General features: G+C 71.5%; 13 protein-coding genes and 1 pseudogene. 10 read left to right on the plus strand and 4 right to left on the minus strand.

Annotated features, from left to right (window positions below):
- The first annotated feature begins 1 nt into the window (after nucleotide 1).
- The 6 genes and pseudogenes from ACZ4Z2_RS19400 to ACZ4Z2_RS19425 form a co-directional block, all read left to right on the plus strand.
- The gene (locus tag ACZ4Z2_RS19400) at nucleotides 2-1,444 is read left to right on the plus strand and encodes a sensor histidine kinase (RefSeq protein ID WP_468077564.1); all 1,443 of its coding nucleotides are present in this window, start codon (nucleotides 2-4) and stop codon (nucleotides 1,442-1,444) included.
- A complete protein-coding gene (locus ACZ4Z2_RS19405) occupies nucleotides 1,441-2,115 on the plus strand; it encodes a response regulator (protein WP_468077565.1) in 675 nt (224 codons plus the stop codon). Before ACZ4Z2_RS19400 ends, ACZ4Z2_RS19405 begins: the two co-directional genes overlap by 4 nt.
- 119 nt (nucleotides 2,116-2,234) lie before the next feature.
- Nucleotides 2,235-3,596 (plus strand): sensor histidine kinase, encoded by a 1,362-nt coding sequence (locus tag ACZ4Z2_RS19410; protein ID WP_468077567.1) that lies wholly within the window; start codon nucleotides 2,235-2,237, stop codon nucleotides 3,594-3,596.
- The gene (locus ACZ4Z2_RS19415) at nucleotides 3,593-4,258 is read left to right on the plus strand and encodes a response regulator (protein ID WP_468077569.1); all 666 of its coding nucleotides are present in this window, start codon (nucleotides 3,593-3,595) and stop codon (nucleotides 4,256-4,258) included. Before ACZ4Z2_RS19410 ends, ACZ4Z2_RS19415 begins: the two co-directional genes overlap by 4 nt.
- Nucleotides 4,259-4,334: 76 nt before the next feature.
- Entirely contained in the window at nucleotides 4,335-5,555 is a 1,221-nt protein-coding gene (locus ACZ4Z2_RS19420) for a cytochrome P450 (RefSeq protein WP_468077571.1), read from the plus strand.
- A 369-nt stretch (nucleotides 5,556-5,924) separates the two neighbouring features.
- Nucleotides 5,925-6,254, plus strand: a pseudogene (locus ACZ4Z2_RS19425) (calcium-binding protein); the annotation flags it as partial.
- A 125-nt stretch (nucleotides 6,255-6,379) separates the two neighbouring features.
- Here the strand turns inward: ACZ4Z2_RS19425 and ACZ4Z2_RS19430 are convergent.
- Nucleotides 6,380-8,014 (minus strand): ABC transporter permease, encoded by a 1,635-nt coding sequence (locus ACZ4Z2_RS19430; protein ID WP_468077573.1) that lies wholly within the window; start codon nucleotides 8,012-8,014, stop codon nucleotides 6,380-6,382.
- On the minus strand, nucleotides 8,011-8,979 hold the full coding sequence (locus tag ACZ4Z2_RS19435; RefSeq protein ID WP_468077575.1) for an ABC transporter ATP-binding protein: 969 nt from the start codon (nucleotides 8,977-8,979) through the stop codon (nucleotides 8,011-8,013). The genes ACZ4Z2_RS19430 and ACZ4Z2_RS19435 overlap by 4 nt, the downstream gene beginning before the upstream one ends.
- Before the next feature lie 138 nt (nucleotides 8,980-9,117).
- On the opposite strand from ACZ4Z2_RS19435, the gene ACZ4Z2_RS19440 reads away from it, so the two are divergent.
- On the plus strand, nucleotides 9,118-9,690 hold the full coding sequence (locus ACZ4Z2_RS19440) for a GbsR/MarR family transcriptional regulator (RefSeq protein WP_468077577.1): 573 nt from the start codon (nucleotides 9,118-9,120) through the stop codon (nucleotides 9,688-9,690).
- Nucleotides 9,691-9,711: 21 nt separating this feature from the next.
- On the opposite strand, the gene ACZ4Z2_RS19445 is transcribed toward ACZ4Z2_RS19440, so the two are convergent.
- On the minus strand, nucleotides 9,712-10,236 hold the full coding sequence (locus tag ACZ4Z2_RS19445; protein ID WP_468077579.1) for a DNA-binding protein: 525 nt from the start codon (nucleotides 10,234-10,236) through the stop codon (nucleotides 9,712-9,714).
- A gap of 62 nt (nucleotides 10,237-10,298) precedes the next feature.
- Here ACZ4Z2_RS19445 and ACZ4Z2_RS19450 point away from each other — a divergent pair, with 62 nt between their 5' ends.
- Entirely contained in the window at nucleotides 10,299-10,679 is a 381-nt protein-coding gene (locus tag ACZ4Z2_RS19450) for a hypothetical protein (RefSeq protein WP_468077581.1), read from the plus strand.
- Between the two features lie 369 nt (nucleotides 10,680-11,048).
- On the opposite strand, the gene ACZ4Z2_RS19455 is transcribed toward ACZ4Z2_RS19450, so the two are convergent.
- Nucleotides 11,049-12,569: an APC family permease gene (locus tag ACZ4Z2_RS19455; RefSeq protein WP_468077583.1), complete on the minus strand. Its 1,521-nt coding sequence runs from the start codon at nucleotides 12,567-12,569 to the stop codon at nucleotides 11,049-11,051.
- Between the two features lie 265 nt (nucleotides 12,570-12,834).
- On the opposite strand from ACZ4Z2_RS19455, the gene ACZ4Z2_RS19460 reads away from it, so the two are divergent.
- Nucleotides 12,835-13,266, plus strand: coding sequence for a hypothetical protein (locus ACZ4Z2_RS19460; RefSeq protein ID WP_468077585.1), 432 nt, complete (start codon nucleotides 12,835-12,837; stop codon nucleotides 13,264-13,266).
- The gene (locus ACZ4Z2_RS19465) at nucleotides 13,263-13,835 is read left to right on the plus strand and encodes a hypothetical protein (RefSeq protein ID WP_468077587.1); all 573 of its coding nucleotides are present in this window, start codon (nucleotides 13,263-13,265) and stop codon (nucleotides 13,833-13,835) included. The genes ACZ4Z2_RS19460 and ACZ4Z2_RS19465 overlap by 4 nt, the downstream gene beginning before the upstream one ends.
- The last annotated feature ends 132 nt before the right edge of the window (nucleotides 13,836-13,967 follow it).

Raw genomic sequence — 13,967 nt, forward strand, 5'->3', positions numbered from 1 at the left:
GATGAGTGCGGTGGAGAAGCGACTGACCGCGGGGCTGCGGCTGTTGCGCGCGGACCTGCTGAGCGGCGATTCCCATCCGCTGCCTCCTTCCGTGTGGCTGCGCTGGTTCCCGCACGGGATGGTCGTCCTGATCGCGTTCGTCGCCCTGCTCGCGAACGTCGACCAGGTGAGCGACGGCTATGAACTGGGCACGGAGTACGCGCTGTTGTGCGCCGGGACGCAGTCCGCGGCGATGGTGCTGGCCCTGTGGTGGCCGGTGCCGGCGTGGTGGGCCTCGACGGCGGTCACGGTCGTTGTCGCCCTGGGCGCGCGGGCGCACCTGCTCACACAGCGGCCGGAGTTCGGGTTCCCGATGCCCGCTCCGGCGGTCGGCCCCGACGTCCCGTGGCCGTGGAGCCCACCCGGCATCGTCGCGCACGCCCTGATCCTCTTCCTGCTCGCCCTGCGGCTGCCCGCGCGGGTGGCCGTGGAGGTGCTGGCGTTGACCGCGCTCATCACGTTCGTCGCCGAGACACTGAGCGGTGCCTCGACCTACTCGACGAGCACGCTCGCCCTCGCCCTGTTCCTCGGCGTCGTCCTGCTCGGCAGCACCATGCGGGGCCGCCGCGAAGCCCGCACCCAACTCGTCGAACAGGCCGGGATCACCGCCGAGGAACGCGCCCGCCGCACCCTCCTGGAGGAACGCAGCCGTATCGCCCGCGAACTGCACGACGTGGTCGCCCACCACATGTCGGTGATCTCCATCCAGGCTCAGGTCGCCCCCCATCTGGTGGAGAACCCGTCCGAGGAGCTGAAGGAGAACCTCCACGGCATCCGCCAGAACGCTCTGGAGGCCCTCACCGAACTCCGCCGCGTCCTGGGCGTCCTGCGCGCGGAACACCCCTCGAACCCCGACGACCCGCACGATAGGGGGGCCACCGCCGAAGGGACCGCGCCGCACGCGCCGCAGCCGACGCTCGACCGTCTCGACGCCCTGGTGGAGAACACCCGTGCGGCCGGCCTGGCGGTCACCGTGGAGATCGAGGGCGAGGCACGTCCCCTGCCGCCGGGTGTGGAGCTGTCGGCGTACCGGATAGTGCAGGAGGCCCTCAGCAACGCCCTGCGGCACGCACCCGGTTCCACCGTCCGGGTGGAGCTCACCCACTACCCGCGCGGCCTGCAGGTCCGGGTGATCAACTCCCGTCCGCAGCGCCCGGCCCCGCCGTCCCCCGGCGCCGGCCACGGCCTGCTGGGTATGCGCGAGCGCGCCGCCATGCTCGGCGGCACCCTCATGGCGGCCGAGACCTCCCACGGCGGCTTCTCGGTGGTCGCCTTCCTCCCGAGGAACGGCGCCCCCGGCAGCGACACCACCGCCCTCGACCCCGAGCCCCCATCCGCCCCCCGACCACGTACGTCCCCCGGCCGCTCGGCCGACGCGGACACGACAGGAGAACGCACTTCATGACGAGCAGCCCGATCCGCGTACTGATCGCCGACGACCAGCAGATGGTCCGGCAGGGCTTCTCGGTGCTGCTCAACACCCAGCCTGACATCGACGTCGTCGGCCAGGCGGTGCACGGCCTCGACGCCATCGACAAGGTCGCCGAACTCGACCCGCAGGTCGTCCTGATGGACATCCGCATGCCCGAGCTCGGCGGCATCGAGGCCACCCGCCGCATCACCACCGAGAACCCGCACATCAGAGTCCTGGTGCTGACGACCTTCGACCTCGACGAGTACGTCTACGAGGCCCTGCGCGCCGGAGCCTCCGGTTTCCTCCTCAAGGACGCCTCCGCGGACCAGCTCGCCGAAGCGGTCCGCGTGGTCGCCGCGGGCGACGCGCTGCTCGCGCCCGGCATCACCCGCAGACTCATCGCCGAGTTCTCCCGGCTCGGCACGACGCCCCGCGCCCCGCTGAAGGACCGCGTCGGCGATCTGACCGAGCGGGAGACGGAAGTGCTGTCCCTGATCGCCCAGGGCCTGTCCAACGCGGAGATCGCCCAGCGCCTCGTCGTCGCCGAACAGACCGTGAAGACCCATGTGGGCCGCATTCTGGTGAAACTGGGCCTGCGCGACCGCACCCAGGCAGCGGTCTTCGCCTACGAGTGCGGCCTGGTCCGGCCCACGGGCTACTGACGCGCCCCCGGACGGCGCCGGGCCGGGGGACGCACGACCCGTAGTACCTGAGACGGACCCGGACAGACCCTCCTCACTGGTGACGACGGCGACCTCGCCCCCCGCCTACCGTTTTCCACGTGACCGAGACGACCCACACCCAGCACACGCCACCGCGACGCGGTGCCAAGGACCGCAGCCCGGAGTTCAGACTGGCCGCGAACGCTCTGAACGGGCTGTGGCAGGACATGTTCCACAACGCCTTCACGTACCGGCCACTGCCCGGCATGCGCCTGGGCGGCCCGTTCGTCCGGCAGCTACCCCCGCGGATCCGCGAGCGCGCCGTCTGGGCCCCGCACGCGGCGGTGGTCATCGGCGCACTGGTCGCGATGTACGCGTCGATGGAGGGCAACGGAGGCAGCGACGTCACCCAGCTCCTGACGGGCATCCTCTCCCTCGTCGCGGTACTGCTGACGCTCGCCAGGCCCGTCGGCGCCTTCTGGGCCTCGATGGGCGCCACCCTGATCGGCACCATGATCGGCAGCGACTTCAACGACTGGCCGTGGATCCCCGGCGCCTTCGTGACCCACGTCATCGTCCTCACGGTCGTCGCCCTGCGCACCAGGCCCCGGATCGCCGCGTGGATGTGGGGCATCACCGCGCTCTACAGCCTGCTCGCCGAGACGTTCTTCTCCTCCCGGTACCTGAACTACGGCTACTACAGCGCCAACAGCGGCCCGATGCTGACCGTCTCCGCCTTCATCCTCCTGTCCGTCTCCGTCTGGCAGATACGGCGCACGGCCCAGCGGGAGGTCACAGCCCAGCAGACGGTGACCGAGCACGAGCGTTCCAAGCGCACCCTCCTGGAGGAGCGCACGACGATCGCCCGCGAGCTGCACGACGTGGTCGCCCACCACATGTCGGTGGTCGCCATCCAGGCGGAGGCCGCGCCGTACCGCGTGGAGAACCCGCCGCCGGAGCTGGAGCAGGCGTTCGTCACGATCCGGGAGAACGCCGTGGCCGCACTCACCGAGCTGCGCCGCGTCCTCGGTGTCGTCCGCGCCGAGGACTACGAGGCCCCGGATGCCCCGCAGCCCACCCTCGCCGACCTCGACGGGCTGCTCGCGAATGTGCGGGACGCCGGCCTGACCGTCGAGAAGGCCGTCACCGGAGCGGTGCGGCAGCTCCCGCAGGGCGTGGAGCTGTCGGCGTACCGAATAGTCCAGGAGGCCCTCAGCAACACCCTGCGGCACGCGCCCGGCGCGACGGCCCGCGTGGAGATCGGCTACGTCCTGGGCGGGCTGGGCCTGCGCATCGTCAACGGCCCCTCTCCGGAGGTGACCCTGGTGAAGTCCACCCATGGCGCGGGTCACGGTCTCACCGGCATGCGCGAGCGCGTCACCATGCTGAACGGCGAGATGACCACGGGCGAGACGGAGGACGGAGGCTATGAGGTGACGGTGTTCCTGCCGGTGCCCCATGCGAGCGAGGACGACGTATGACGATCCGTGTGCTGATCGCCGACGATCAGATGATGGTCCGCGAGGGCTTCTCGGTGCTGCTGGGCGCGATGCCGGACATCGAGGTGGTCGGAGAGGCGGTGAACGGCCGGGACGCCGTGGAGCGTGTCCGGGAGCTGTCCCCGGACGTGGTCCTGATGGACATCCGCATGCCGGAACTGAACGGCATCGAGGCCACACGGGAGATCGTGGCGGCCGGCGGTGGCGCCAAGGTGCTGGTGCTCACCACGTTCGACCTCGACGAGTACGTGTACCAGGCGCTGCGCGCGGGGGCCTCCGGGTTCCTGCTGAAGGACGCCTCGGCCCGCCAGCTCGCCGAGGGCGTCCGGGTGGTGGCCGCCGGTGAGGCGCTGCTCGCCCCCTCGGTCACCAAGCGTCTGATCACCGAGTTCTCCAGGCTCGCCGAGATCCCCCGCCCGTCGGCCGCGGCGCAGCTGGCCTACGGGGAGCTGACCGACCGCGAGACGGAGGTCCTCGTCCTGATCGCCCAGGGCCTCTCCAACTCGGAGATAGCCGAGCGTCTGGTCGTGGCGGAGTCGACCATCAAGACCCATGTCAGCCGGGTCCTGGTGAAGCTGGGGCTGCGTGACCGCACGCAGGCAGCGGTCTTCGCCTACGAGGCCAGGCTGGTCACCCCCGGCTGAACCGAACGAGGTTTGTCGAGGTCATGCGGCGGGACGGCTCTGTTCAGGGAGGCGGGTGGCGGGTTAGCGTCCGTCCATGGCAGCTGCTTCCGACCTCGCATTCGATCCGTGGGACCCCGACTTCGTGGCGGACCCGTACCCGGCGTACGCCGAGTTGCGGGCGCGGGGCCGGGTGCGGTACTTCGAGCCCACGAACCAGTGGCTCGTCGCGCACCACGCGGATGTCTCGGCACTGCTGAGGGACCGGCGGCTGGGCCGGACGTACCAGCACAGGTTCACGCACGAGGACTTCGGCCGGACCGCGCCGCCGCCGGAGCACGAGCCGTTCCACACGCTGAACGACCACGGGATGCTGGACCTGGAGCCCCCGGACCACACCCGGATCAGGCGGCTGGTGTCGAAGGCGTTCACGCCGCGCACGGTGGAGCAGCTGAAGCCGTATGTGGAAGGGCTGGCGGGCGAGCTGGTCGCCGGGCTGGTCGAGGCCGGCGGCGGTGATCTGCTGGCGGATGTCGCCGAGCCGCTGCCGGTGGCGGTGATCGCCGAGATGCTCGGTGTCCCCGAGGCGGACCGGGCGCAGCTGCGGCCCTGGTCGGCGGACATCTGCGGGATGTACGAGCTGAGCCCGTCGGAGGCGACGGCGAAGAAGGCGGTGCGGGCGTCGGTGGAGTTCTCGGAGTACCTCCGGGAGCTGATCGCGCACCGTCGGGAGAAGCCGGGCGAGGACCTGATCTCGGGGCTGATCGCCGCGTACGACGAGGGCGACCGGCTCACCGAGCAGGAGATGATCTCCACCTGTGTGCTGCTGCTGAACGCGGGCCACGAGGCGACCGTGAACGCCACGGTGAACGGCTGGTGGGCGCTGTTCCGCAACCCCGACCAGCTGGCGGCCCTGCGCGCGGACCACTCGCTGGTGCCGGGAGCCGTGGAGGAGCTGATGCGGTACGACACCCCGCTCCAGCTCTTCGAGCGCTGGGTGCTGGACGACATCGAGATCGACGGCACGACCGTGCCGCGGGGCGCGGAGATCGCGATGCTGTTCGGCTCCGCGAACCACGACCCGGCCGTCTTCGCCGACCCGGAGAAGCTCGACCTCACCCGGAAGGAGAACCCGCACATCTCCTTCAGCGCCGGTATCCACTACTGCATCGGCGCGCCCCTCGCCCGGATCGAGCTGGCGGCGTCGATGAGGGCCCTGCTGGAGAAGGCCCCCACGCTGTCCCTCGCGGCGGAGCCGAAGCGCAAGCCGAACTTCGTGATCCGGGGGCTGGAAGCGCTCCAGGTGGAGCTGGCGTAGAGCGATCCGCGCCACGGGCGGGGCGCTCAGCCCGTCCCCCTGCATGCCGTCCGCCTGGGCACCGTCCCCCAGCGTGCCGTCCACCCGCGCACTGTCCGCCCGCGCCGGCCGTCACCGGTCGGGTGACGTTGTGAGCCTGCCGGCCGCTGGTAGGGAGCGAGTCCACTGTGCGCCCGTCGGTGCCGCGATGCCTCCGTGCTCCCAGGTACCGGCGGTGGCCGTCAGTGGTCGGATCGTCATCCGCCAGGGAGACGCATGCGCAAGCGCGCGCTTTTCGCCGGCCTCGCCGCCGTTGTGCTGGGCGGCGTCATAGGCCCGTCCGCGTACGCGGACGAGATCAGCTGGACCGTACGGGACGCGTACACGACGACCCGGCTGCAACGGCACGCCAAGCTGTCCGTGAACGCGAGCCCGGAGCCGATCGCCAAGGGCAGGACCCTCGACGTCACCGGGGCGCTGACCCGCGCCAACTGGGACACGCTCGACTACCGCGGCTACACCGGCCGGCCCGTGAAGCTCCAGTTCCGCAAGGCCGGCACGACCACATACAGCACTGTCAAGACGGTGAACACCTCCGGTACGGGCACCTTGGCGACGACTGTCACCGCGTCCACGGACGGTTACTGGCGCTGGTACTTCACCGGCACCTCCACCACGCCCGCCGTGAAGGCGACCGGGGACTTCGTCGACGTGCAGTAACCCCTGCCGCCGCCCGCCGCCCGCCGCCCGCCGCCCGTCACCCGTTGCCCGCCGCCCGTCACCCGTTGCCCGTCACCCGTTGCCCGCCGCCCGTTGCTCGCCGCCCGCCGCCGGAGGGAGTCGGCTCAGCTCATGACGTCCCGCCGCCTCAGTCCCGCCATGCCCCCCGCCACCAGCAGTACCGCCAGCCCGACCAGGGTCAGTACCGGGGCCCAGTCCATCTCCCCGCCCGGCAGCTTCGGCAGGTGGCCGTAGGGGGAGAGGTCGAGGACGGCCTGGGGGGCGTTGAGGGCGGGGCCGATCCAGCCGATCAGGAGGACGGCGCCGGCGAGGGCCCAGGCCGCGATGGCCACCCGTGGCGCGAGACCGTGCACGAGGACGGCGGCCCCGCCGATGACCCACACCCCGGCGACCTGGACGAGACAGGCGCCCAGGATCGGGCCGAACTCCTTGCCGTAGCCGAGGGCGAAGCCCAGGCCGGCGAGGAGCATGATCCACACGGAACCGGCGAAGGCGATGGCCAGATGACCTGCGGCCCACCGCAGCCGGCCCACGGCGTTGGCGAGAAGGGGTTCCGCCCGGCCCGAACTCTCCTCGCCGTGCAGCCGCAGGACGGCGCCCACGATGTACAGCGCGGCGATCAGCCCGAGCATGCCGATCATCGACGCGAGGAACGCGTCCGTGAGGCCGGACCGGCCGCCCATGCGTTCGAAGATCTGGCGGGCGCCCTCGTTGTCGGCGACCAGGTCGGCCGCGCCCTCGGTCAGTCCGCCGTAGACGACCCCGGCGAGGAGGAAACCGATGCTCCAGCCGAGCACGCTGCCCCGCTGCAACCGCCAGGCCAGCGCGCCCGCCGTAGCCAGGCGCCCCGCCGCCGGTCCCGGCCGGGTCGGCAGGAAGCTCATGCCGACGTCACGGCGCCCGGCGAGACCGTACGCCACCACGCCCTGGGCCAGGGCGGCTCCGACGAAGAGCAGCAGCACCCACCACCGCTCATCCGCGAACGAACGCTCGTTCTCCAGCCAGCCCAACGGCGACAGCCAGGTCAGAGCAGACGAACCCTCGTTCGCGGAGGCGTCGCCCGCGGCCCGCAGTACGAACGCCACCCCCAGCACCCCGGCCGTCAGCCCCCGCGCCAACCGCGCGCTCTCCGTGAGCTGCGCGACCACCGCGGCCATCGTCGCGAACACCATCCCGACGCCCGCGATCCCCAGCCCGAAGGCCAGCGCGCCCGCCGCGCCCTGCCCGGCCAGCCCGACCGCGACCAGCAGCGCCAGCGCGCCGTTCGCGATCGCCGCCGTCAGCAGCGCCGCCGTCAACGGGGCCCGGCGCCCCACCATCCCCGACGCGACCACCTCCTGCCGGCCGCTCTCCTCCTCGTCGCGGGTGTGGCGGATGACGACGAGGAGGCTCATGACAGCGGCGAGGGCACCGGCGTAGACGCCGACGCGCCAGGCGGTCAGGGCGCCGAGGGAGTCGTCGAAGACGGGCCCGACCAGGGCGCGCAGCGACGAGTTGGTGGTCATCTGACGCACCAGGTCGGCGCGTTCGGCGGCGGTGCCGTACAGGCTCCGCAGGCTGCCCGGCATGGAGAGGACCATCAGTCCCGTCACCGCGACCCACACCGGCACCATCACCCGGTCCCGCCGCAGCGCGAACCGCAACAGCACACCCGTACCGGCCAGTTGACGCGCCCCACCGGACCGCACGGCGAACGCCGACGAGGACGCGGGCGAGGCCGCCTTGTCGACGCTGGTCATCGCAGGGCCGTCCTCTCCGACGAGCGGGAGGTGGCGCCGTCCTGGTCGCCGTCCTGGCCGCCGCCCGTGTTCCGGCCGTCCTGGTAGTGCCGCAGGAAGAGCTCTTCCAGTGTGGGCGGCGTCGAGGTCAGGGACCGTACGCCGGATTCGGTCAACGAGCGCAGGACGGCGTCGAGTTTGTCGGTGTCGACCTGGAGGCGGACCCGGTTGCCCTGGACGTCGAGGCCGTGGACGCCGGGGAGGCGCGACAGGTCGCCCGGCGGGGAGGCGAGCTCGGCGGCGACGGCCGTACGGGTCAGATGGCGCAGTTCGGCCAGGGAGCCGCTCTCGACGGTGACGCCCTTGCGGATGATGCTCACCCGGTCGCACAACTCCTCGACCTCGCTGAGGATGTGGGACGACAGCAGGACGGTACGGCCCCGGTCGCGTTCCTCGCGTACGCACTGCTGGAAGACCTCCTCCATCAGCGGGTCGAGGCCGGAGGTCGGTTCGTCGAGGATGAGCAGGTCGACGTCGGAGGCGAAGGCGGCGACCAGGGCGACCTTCTGGCGGTTGCCCTTCGAGTAGGTGCGGCCCTTCTTCGTGGGGTCCAGCTCGAAACGTCCGATCAGCTCGGTACGGCGGCGGGCGTCCAGGCCGCCGCGCAGCCGGCCGTAGAGGTCGATGACCTCGCCGCCGGAGAGGTTCCGCCAGAGGGTGACGTCGCCGGGTACGTACGCGATGCGGCGGTGCACCTCCACCGCGTCCTTCCACGGGTCGCGCCCGAGGACGCGGGTGGCCCCGGAGTCGGCGCGCAGCAGGCCGAGGAGGACGCGGATGGCGGTCGACTTGCCGGCGCCGTTGGGGCCGAGGAAGCCGTGGACCTCGCCGGACTCGACGGTCAGGTCGAGGCCGGCGAGCGCGTGGGTCCGTCCGAAGGTCTTGTGGAGTCCGGAGACCTCGATGGCGGGGTGGGCCTTCATCATGCTTCAGAACGTACGCTTACTTCAGAAATTTGTGAAGTTAAGGAACCGTATGAACGGACAGTAGACTGGCGGGGGTGCGGTTCGCATGCGCCTGGGGTGCCTGACCTGGGGTGCCTGACCAGGGGAGATGATCCAGCGATGGCGGAATGGAAGTCCGGGTCCGAGGCCGGAAAGGTGCCGGACGCGGGCTCGCCGGACGGCGACTCGGTGGACGGCACGGCCCAGGGTGGTGCGGGGCGGGATCCCGAGTCGGTCTCGCGTTTCGTCGAGCACTTCGCGGCGCAGCTGGTCGAGGCCGGGATGCAGCGGATGCCGGCCCGGGTCTTCGCCGCGCTCCTCGCCTCGGACACCGGCGCGCTGACCTCCGTCCAGCTGGGCGAACAGCTGCGGATCAGCCCCGCCGCCGTATCGGGCGCCGTCCGCTATCTGGCCCAGGTGCACATGGTGTCCCGCGAGCGTGAACCCGGCTCACGGCGCGAGCGCTACCGCGTCCACAGCGACCAGTGGTACGAGGCCCTCACCAACCGCGAGGCGCTCATCAAGCGGTGGGAGGACACGTTGCGCGAGGGGGTCGCGAGCCTAGGCGCCGACAGCCCGGCGGGCCGCCGGCTCGCCGAGACCCTCGCGTTCTTCGAGTTCATCGAGGTCGAGCTCGAGGCGATGATGGGCCGCTGGCGGACCCACCGCGACCAGATCTTCGGCCGGGGCTGACCGGCGAGAGCGGTCACCCCGCTACTCGACGCCCTTCTCCGTACGGCTGGCCAGGCGTTCGTAGCGCTGGCGGGCGGCCTGCGGGGTCTGCAGGCCCAGACCGAACGCGATCTCCGGCCATGTCATGCCCCGCCCCCGGGCCATCTCCAGGAGTCCGACCTCCAGTTCGTCCATCTCGGCGCGGACCAGCGGGACGAGGCTCAGCGCGGCGGTGATGTCCGCCCGGTCGACCTCCGGTTCGCCGTCCTCCAGCAGAGCGGCACCGCTGAGCAGGAACGACACCAGCCGGACCGCCTCGTGCGGGCTCAGCACATCGGGGTGCGTCTGCCGACGCCGCTGCCCGTCCGTGGCGGCGTGCCGCTCGGCGATCCGGAACAGCGAGGCGTACGCCCGCCGAGCCCGCGCCTCATCGGCACTCGGGGGCGTGAAGGGGCTGGAGCTGGAAGGGTTGGACAGGTTGGGCGGGTCGGAGGGGCCGTTGGGCGGGTCGGAGGGGCCGACCGGGTCGGAGAGGCCGGTCGACGGTTCCGATGGCTTCGAGGTCATGCGTCCAGCGTCGGATGCAAACAGTGTGTTGTCAACGATGTATTTATGCCAGAAGAAGCGTCATGGCAGCGGAACCGTCGGGTCCTCAGGGCCACTGGTCCAAGGGGGTCGGGCCGAGTGCCCTCTTCGGCGGGCTGGCCGCGGTGGTGTCGGTCGTCGCCATCGGCAGGGCGTGGGCCGTGTGCGATGTCGGCGGCGGTACCAACGGCATGACCCTGCTCCTCCTCGCTCCGGTCATCTGGATCGCCGCGGCGATCCCCTGGCTCGTCCTGTACGGCACGCTCGGACGCCGTCACCGAAGGGCGGCACGCGCCGCGGGGTTGGTGTTCACGCTGTGGTTCACCTGGTTCCTCGTGACCTGGCTCGGTCTCCCGAACTCGTACCCCGCGCCCCTCTGCCCGGGCAACGTCCCCCCGTGGTGGCCGAGCCTCATCCCCACGTGACCCCACACGCCCCCATGTGACGGAACGCGCCGGGGTCCCGCACCGCCGCACGGTCGGCCGAGCCGCAGGCTGGGCCGGCCGACGGCAACGGCATGCGCGGAGTGGCCCCCGGGGCCAGAATCCACGAACGCTCGACGCACCGGGCCACGGGCGGCCGGCCGTAGCCGAACGGCCCGCCCGTGATCCGTGCCCCGCGCCCCGCAACCCGCGTGCCCCGCAACCCGCGTGCCCCGCGTCCTGGTCAGCTCTGCTTGAGCCAGTCCTCGTAACGGGTGGACGCGAGGTGGGCGGTGTCGTCGCCCACGAGCACGTCCGGCATGGTCGCGAAGAGGCCGGTGGTCGCGTCGGTGACGCCGTCGTCCCGGTCGCCTACCGCTCCTTCGTCTCCTCCAGGACCGTCCGGCCCAGCAGGGCGTACCGTTCCGGGGCCCGGTGCTTCAGGTACTGGGCGTAGGCGAGGCCGGCGGTGGCGATGAGGGCGACGATCCACGGTGTCGCCCGCAGGACGAGCGAACCGGATTCCGGACCCGCCGCGACCCCCATGTTCGACACCAGCAGGACCACCACCGCCAGCATCGCCACGCCGCCGACCAGCGGAGCGGTGAACGTCCTGAACCAGTGGCGGGACTCGGGGTGGTGGGTGCGGAAGTAGGCCAGCACCGCGAAGGAGCAGACCGCCTGCACGATCAGGATGGCCATCGTGCCGAGGATGGCGAGCAGGACGTACGTGCCGGTGTACGGGTCCTTGCCGGCCAGGGCGAACGCGAGGAGCAGGACGGCGGTGACGGCCGTCTGGACCAGGCCCGCGATGTGCGGGGAACCGTGGCGGGTGTGGGTACGGCCGATGGTCCTCCGGAGCGAGTGGACGACGCCCTCGCGGCCCAGCGCGTAGAGGTAGCGGGCCGCGCAGTTGTGGAAGGCCATGCCGCACGCCAGCGAACCGGTGATCATCAGCCACTGCATGACGACGACCGCCCAGTGGCCCACGTACTGCTCGGTGGGGTTGAAGAACATCGCGAGGGGGTTCGCGGAGGAGGCCGCGGCGACCGCCTCCCGCTCGCCGTTGCCGATGATCGCCATCCAGGAGACGAAGACGTAGAAGACGCCGACGCCGAGGACCGAGATCATCGTCGCCTTGGGGATGATCTTCTTCGGGTCGCGGGACTCCTCGCCGTACATCGCCGTCGACTCGAAGCCGACCCACGACCAGAAGGCGAAGAAGAGGCCGAGACCGGCGGACGTGCCCTGGAAGGCGTTCACGGGGTTGACCGGGCCGAAGGTGAAGCCGTGCGGGCCGCCGCCGTTCAGGGCGACCGCCCCCGCCATCACGGCCAGGATGAAGACCTCCGTGGCCAGCAGCACCACCAGCAGTTTCTCGGCGACCGACACACCGCACCAGGTGCCCATGGCGTTCACGGCCAGCATCAGGAGCGCGAAGGCCCACCACGGGACGTGGGCGCCCGTCTGGTCCTCCAGGGTCGTCGTCGCGAAGACGGAGAAGATGCCGATCAGGGCCGGCTCGAAGACGACGTACGCGAACGTCGCGAGGAGCCCCGAGGCGAGGCCGACGGTGCGGCCGAGGCCGTAGGAGATGAAGCCGTAGAAGGCACCGGTGGAGGTGATGTGCTTCGCCATCGACGTGAAACCGACGGAAAAGATTGCCAGCACGACCATTGCGACGAGGTAGCTCGCCGGTGCGCCGATGCCGTTGCCGGACGAGACGATGAAGGGCACGTTGCCCGTCATCGCGGTGATCGGCGCGGCGGTGGCGACGGCCATGAAGACCACGCCCAACAGGCCCACGGCGTTGGGCTTGAGCCGGTGAACCGTACCTTCGCCCCCCGCGCCCGTCTCGGACGCGTCCGGGGCAACGCCCTCTTGAACTGCCATCGGGTGGCCCCTTCCTGGTCGCCGTCGTCGCGCCGCGCACTGCCGCTGAACCGGAACTCTCTGGCCCGAATGAGTCGGCCAAGAGTCTCGACGCGTTAAATGTTTGTCAACCAGACCTTTAAAGATTCCTCGTCAACTTCCGGAATGTGCGGGGCCCCTGATCGGGTGATAGGTCGCATACCGGAACAAAGCCTGGGAAGGTCACCGCGTCAGCTCCGGCTGACCGCGTCCGACCACGTCAACGCCAGCCACGGGGAATCACCGCATGCGCCGTCCCGCCCTCCGCCTCACCCGCCGTCTCGCCGTCCCGGCCGCCGTCCTCACCGCCCTCACCGCCCTCACCGCGCTCCTCATGACCGCGTCCCCGGCCGTTCCGGCCGCCCAGGCCGCGCCCGTCGCCCCTGCCGCCGTCCCGCCCGGCCATGTGTACTTCTGGCCCGAGCGCGGCCAGATGGGGCCCGGCGGCGCCTGGGACTACGCCCCGCCCGGCTACCGCGAGGCCGCGCCCCGGGTGAAGCGCCACGCGTACTCCTTCGACTCCCACGCCCCGGTCAGCGTCTACGCCATCCACTTCCGCGCGGGCGGCGGCTGCCTGTACCGGGAGATCCGCCCCGACGACTACGACGACGACTGGAGCGACTGGGCGACCAAGTTCGACGGCGTCAGCGACACGAAGATGGGGTGCGAGGCGGGTTGACCACGCCCCCGGCCACGACCAGGCCCGCCCGACGTGGCCGGCCGGCCACCGTCGGTCCGCTGGTGTGCGGGCTGCTGCTCGTCGGCGGGGCGGCTCTGACCGGCTGTACGGCCGCCCCGGCGCCGACCCGGCTCTCGCCCGACGACGTCATCAAGGCGGCGACCCAGCGGCTCACCGACGACTGCCTCGTCCGGCAGGGGCTCACACCCCCGCGGCCGGGGCAGAGTCCGCCGCCGGACGCCGAGCGGGAGCGGGTCGCGGAGGCGATGTTCGGCGGGGGCCGCACCGAACTGTCGCTGCGGCTGCCCACCGGGTACGTCGTCCGCGCCCACACCGACGGCTGTCTGGCCGCAGCCCAGCGACGGCTCTACGGCGACCAGCGCCGCTGGTTCCGCACGTCGACGATCGTCAACAACCTCGAACCCGAGGCCGCCCACAGCGACCGCACCCTCGCCGAGGTCCGCGCCGACCGCAGCACCGAACTCGCCGACTGGCGGCGGCTGCGGACCCGCGCCCTGACCGAGGCCGAAGCCCTGCTCCAGCGCCGGAACGACGACTCGTCGCCCTGATCCGGCACGACACCGAGGAGAACCGACCCCCGCCGATCCGAGCCTCGCCGATCCGAGCCTCGCCGATCCGAGCCTCGCCGATCCGATCCCCGTCGATCCGATCCCCGTCGATCCGATCCCCGTCGATCCGAT

Source organism: Streptomyces sp. NPDC030183 (assembly GCF_055573455.1).

Excerpts from the sequence above, each read along its gene's own strand:
- ACZ4Z2_RS19400 (WP_468077564.1), top strand. The coding sequence starts at position 2 with ATGAGTGCGGTGGAGAAGCGACTGACCGCGGGGCTGCGGCTGTTGCGC.
- ACZ4Z2_RS19405 (WP_468077565.1), top strand. The coding sequence starts at position 1,441 with ATGACGAGCAGCCCGATCCGCGTACTGATCGCCGACGACCAGCAGATG.
- ACZ4Z2_RS19415 (WP_468077569.1), top strand. The coding sequence starts at position 3,593 with ATGACGATCCGTGTGCTGATCGCCGACGATCAGATGATGGTCCGCGAG.
- ACZ4Z2_RS19420 (WP_468077571.1), top strand. The coding sequence starts at position 4,335 with ATGGCAGCTGCTTCCGACCTCGCATTCGATCCGTGGGACCCCGACTTC.
- ACZ4Z2_RS19430 (WP_468077573.1), bottom strand. The coding sequence starts at position 8,014 with ATGACCAGCGTCGACAAGGCGGCCTCGCCCGCGTCCTCGTCGGCGTTC.
- ACZ4Z2_RS19435 (WP_468077575.1), bottom strand. The coding sequence starts at position 8,979 with ATGATGAAGGCCCACCCCGCCATCGAGGTCTCCGGACTCCACAAGACC.
- ACZ4Z2_RS19440 (WP_468077577.1), top strand. The coding sequence starts at position 9,118 with ATGGCGGAATGGAAGTCCGGGTCCGAGGCCGGAAAGGTGCCGGACGCG.
- ACZ4Z2_RS19445 (WP_468077579.1), bottom strand. The coding sequence starts at position 10,236 with ATGACCTCGAAGCCATCGGAACCGTCGACCGGCCTCTCCGACCCGGTC.
- ACZ4Z2_RS19450 (WP_468077581.1), top strand. The coding sequence starts at position 10,299 with ATGGCAGCGGAACCGTCGGGTCCTCAGGGCCACTGGTCCAAGGGGGTC.
- ACZ4Z2_RS19455 (WP_468077583.1), bottom strand. The coding sequence starts at position 12,569 with ATGGCAGTTCAAGAGGGCGTTGCCCCGGACGCGTCCGAGACGGGCGCG.
- ACZ4Z2_RS19460 (WP_468077585.1), top strand. The coding sequence starts at position 12,835 with ATGCGCCGTCCCGCCCTCCGCCTCACCCGCCGTCTCGCCGTCCCGGCC.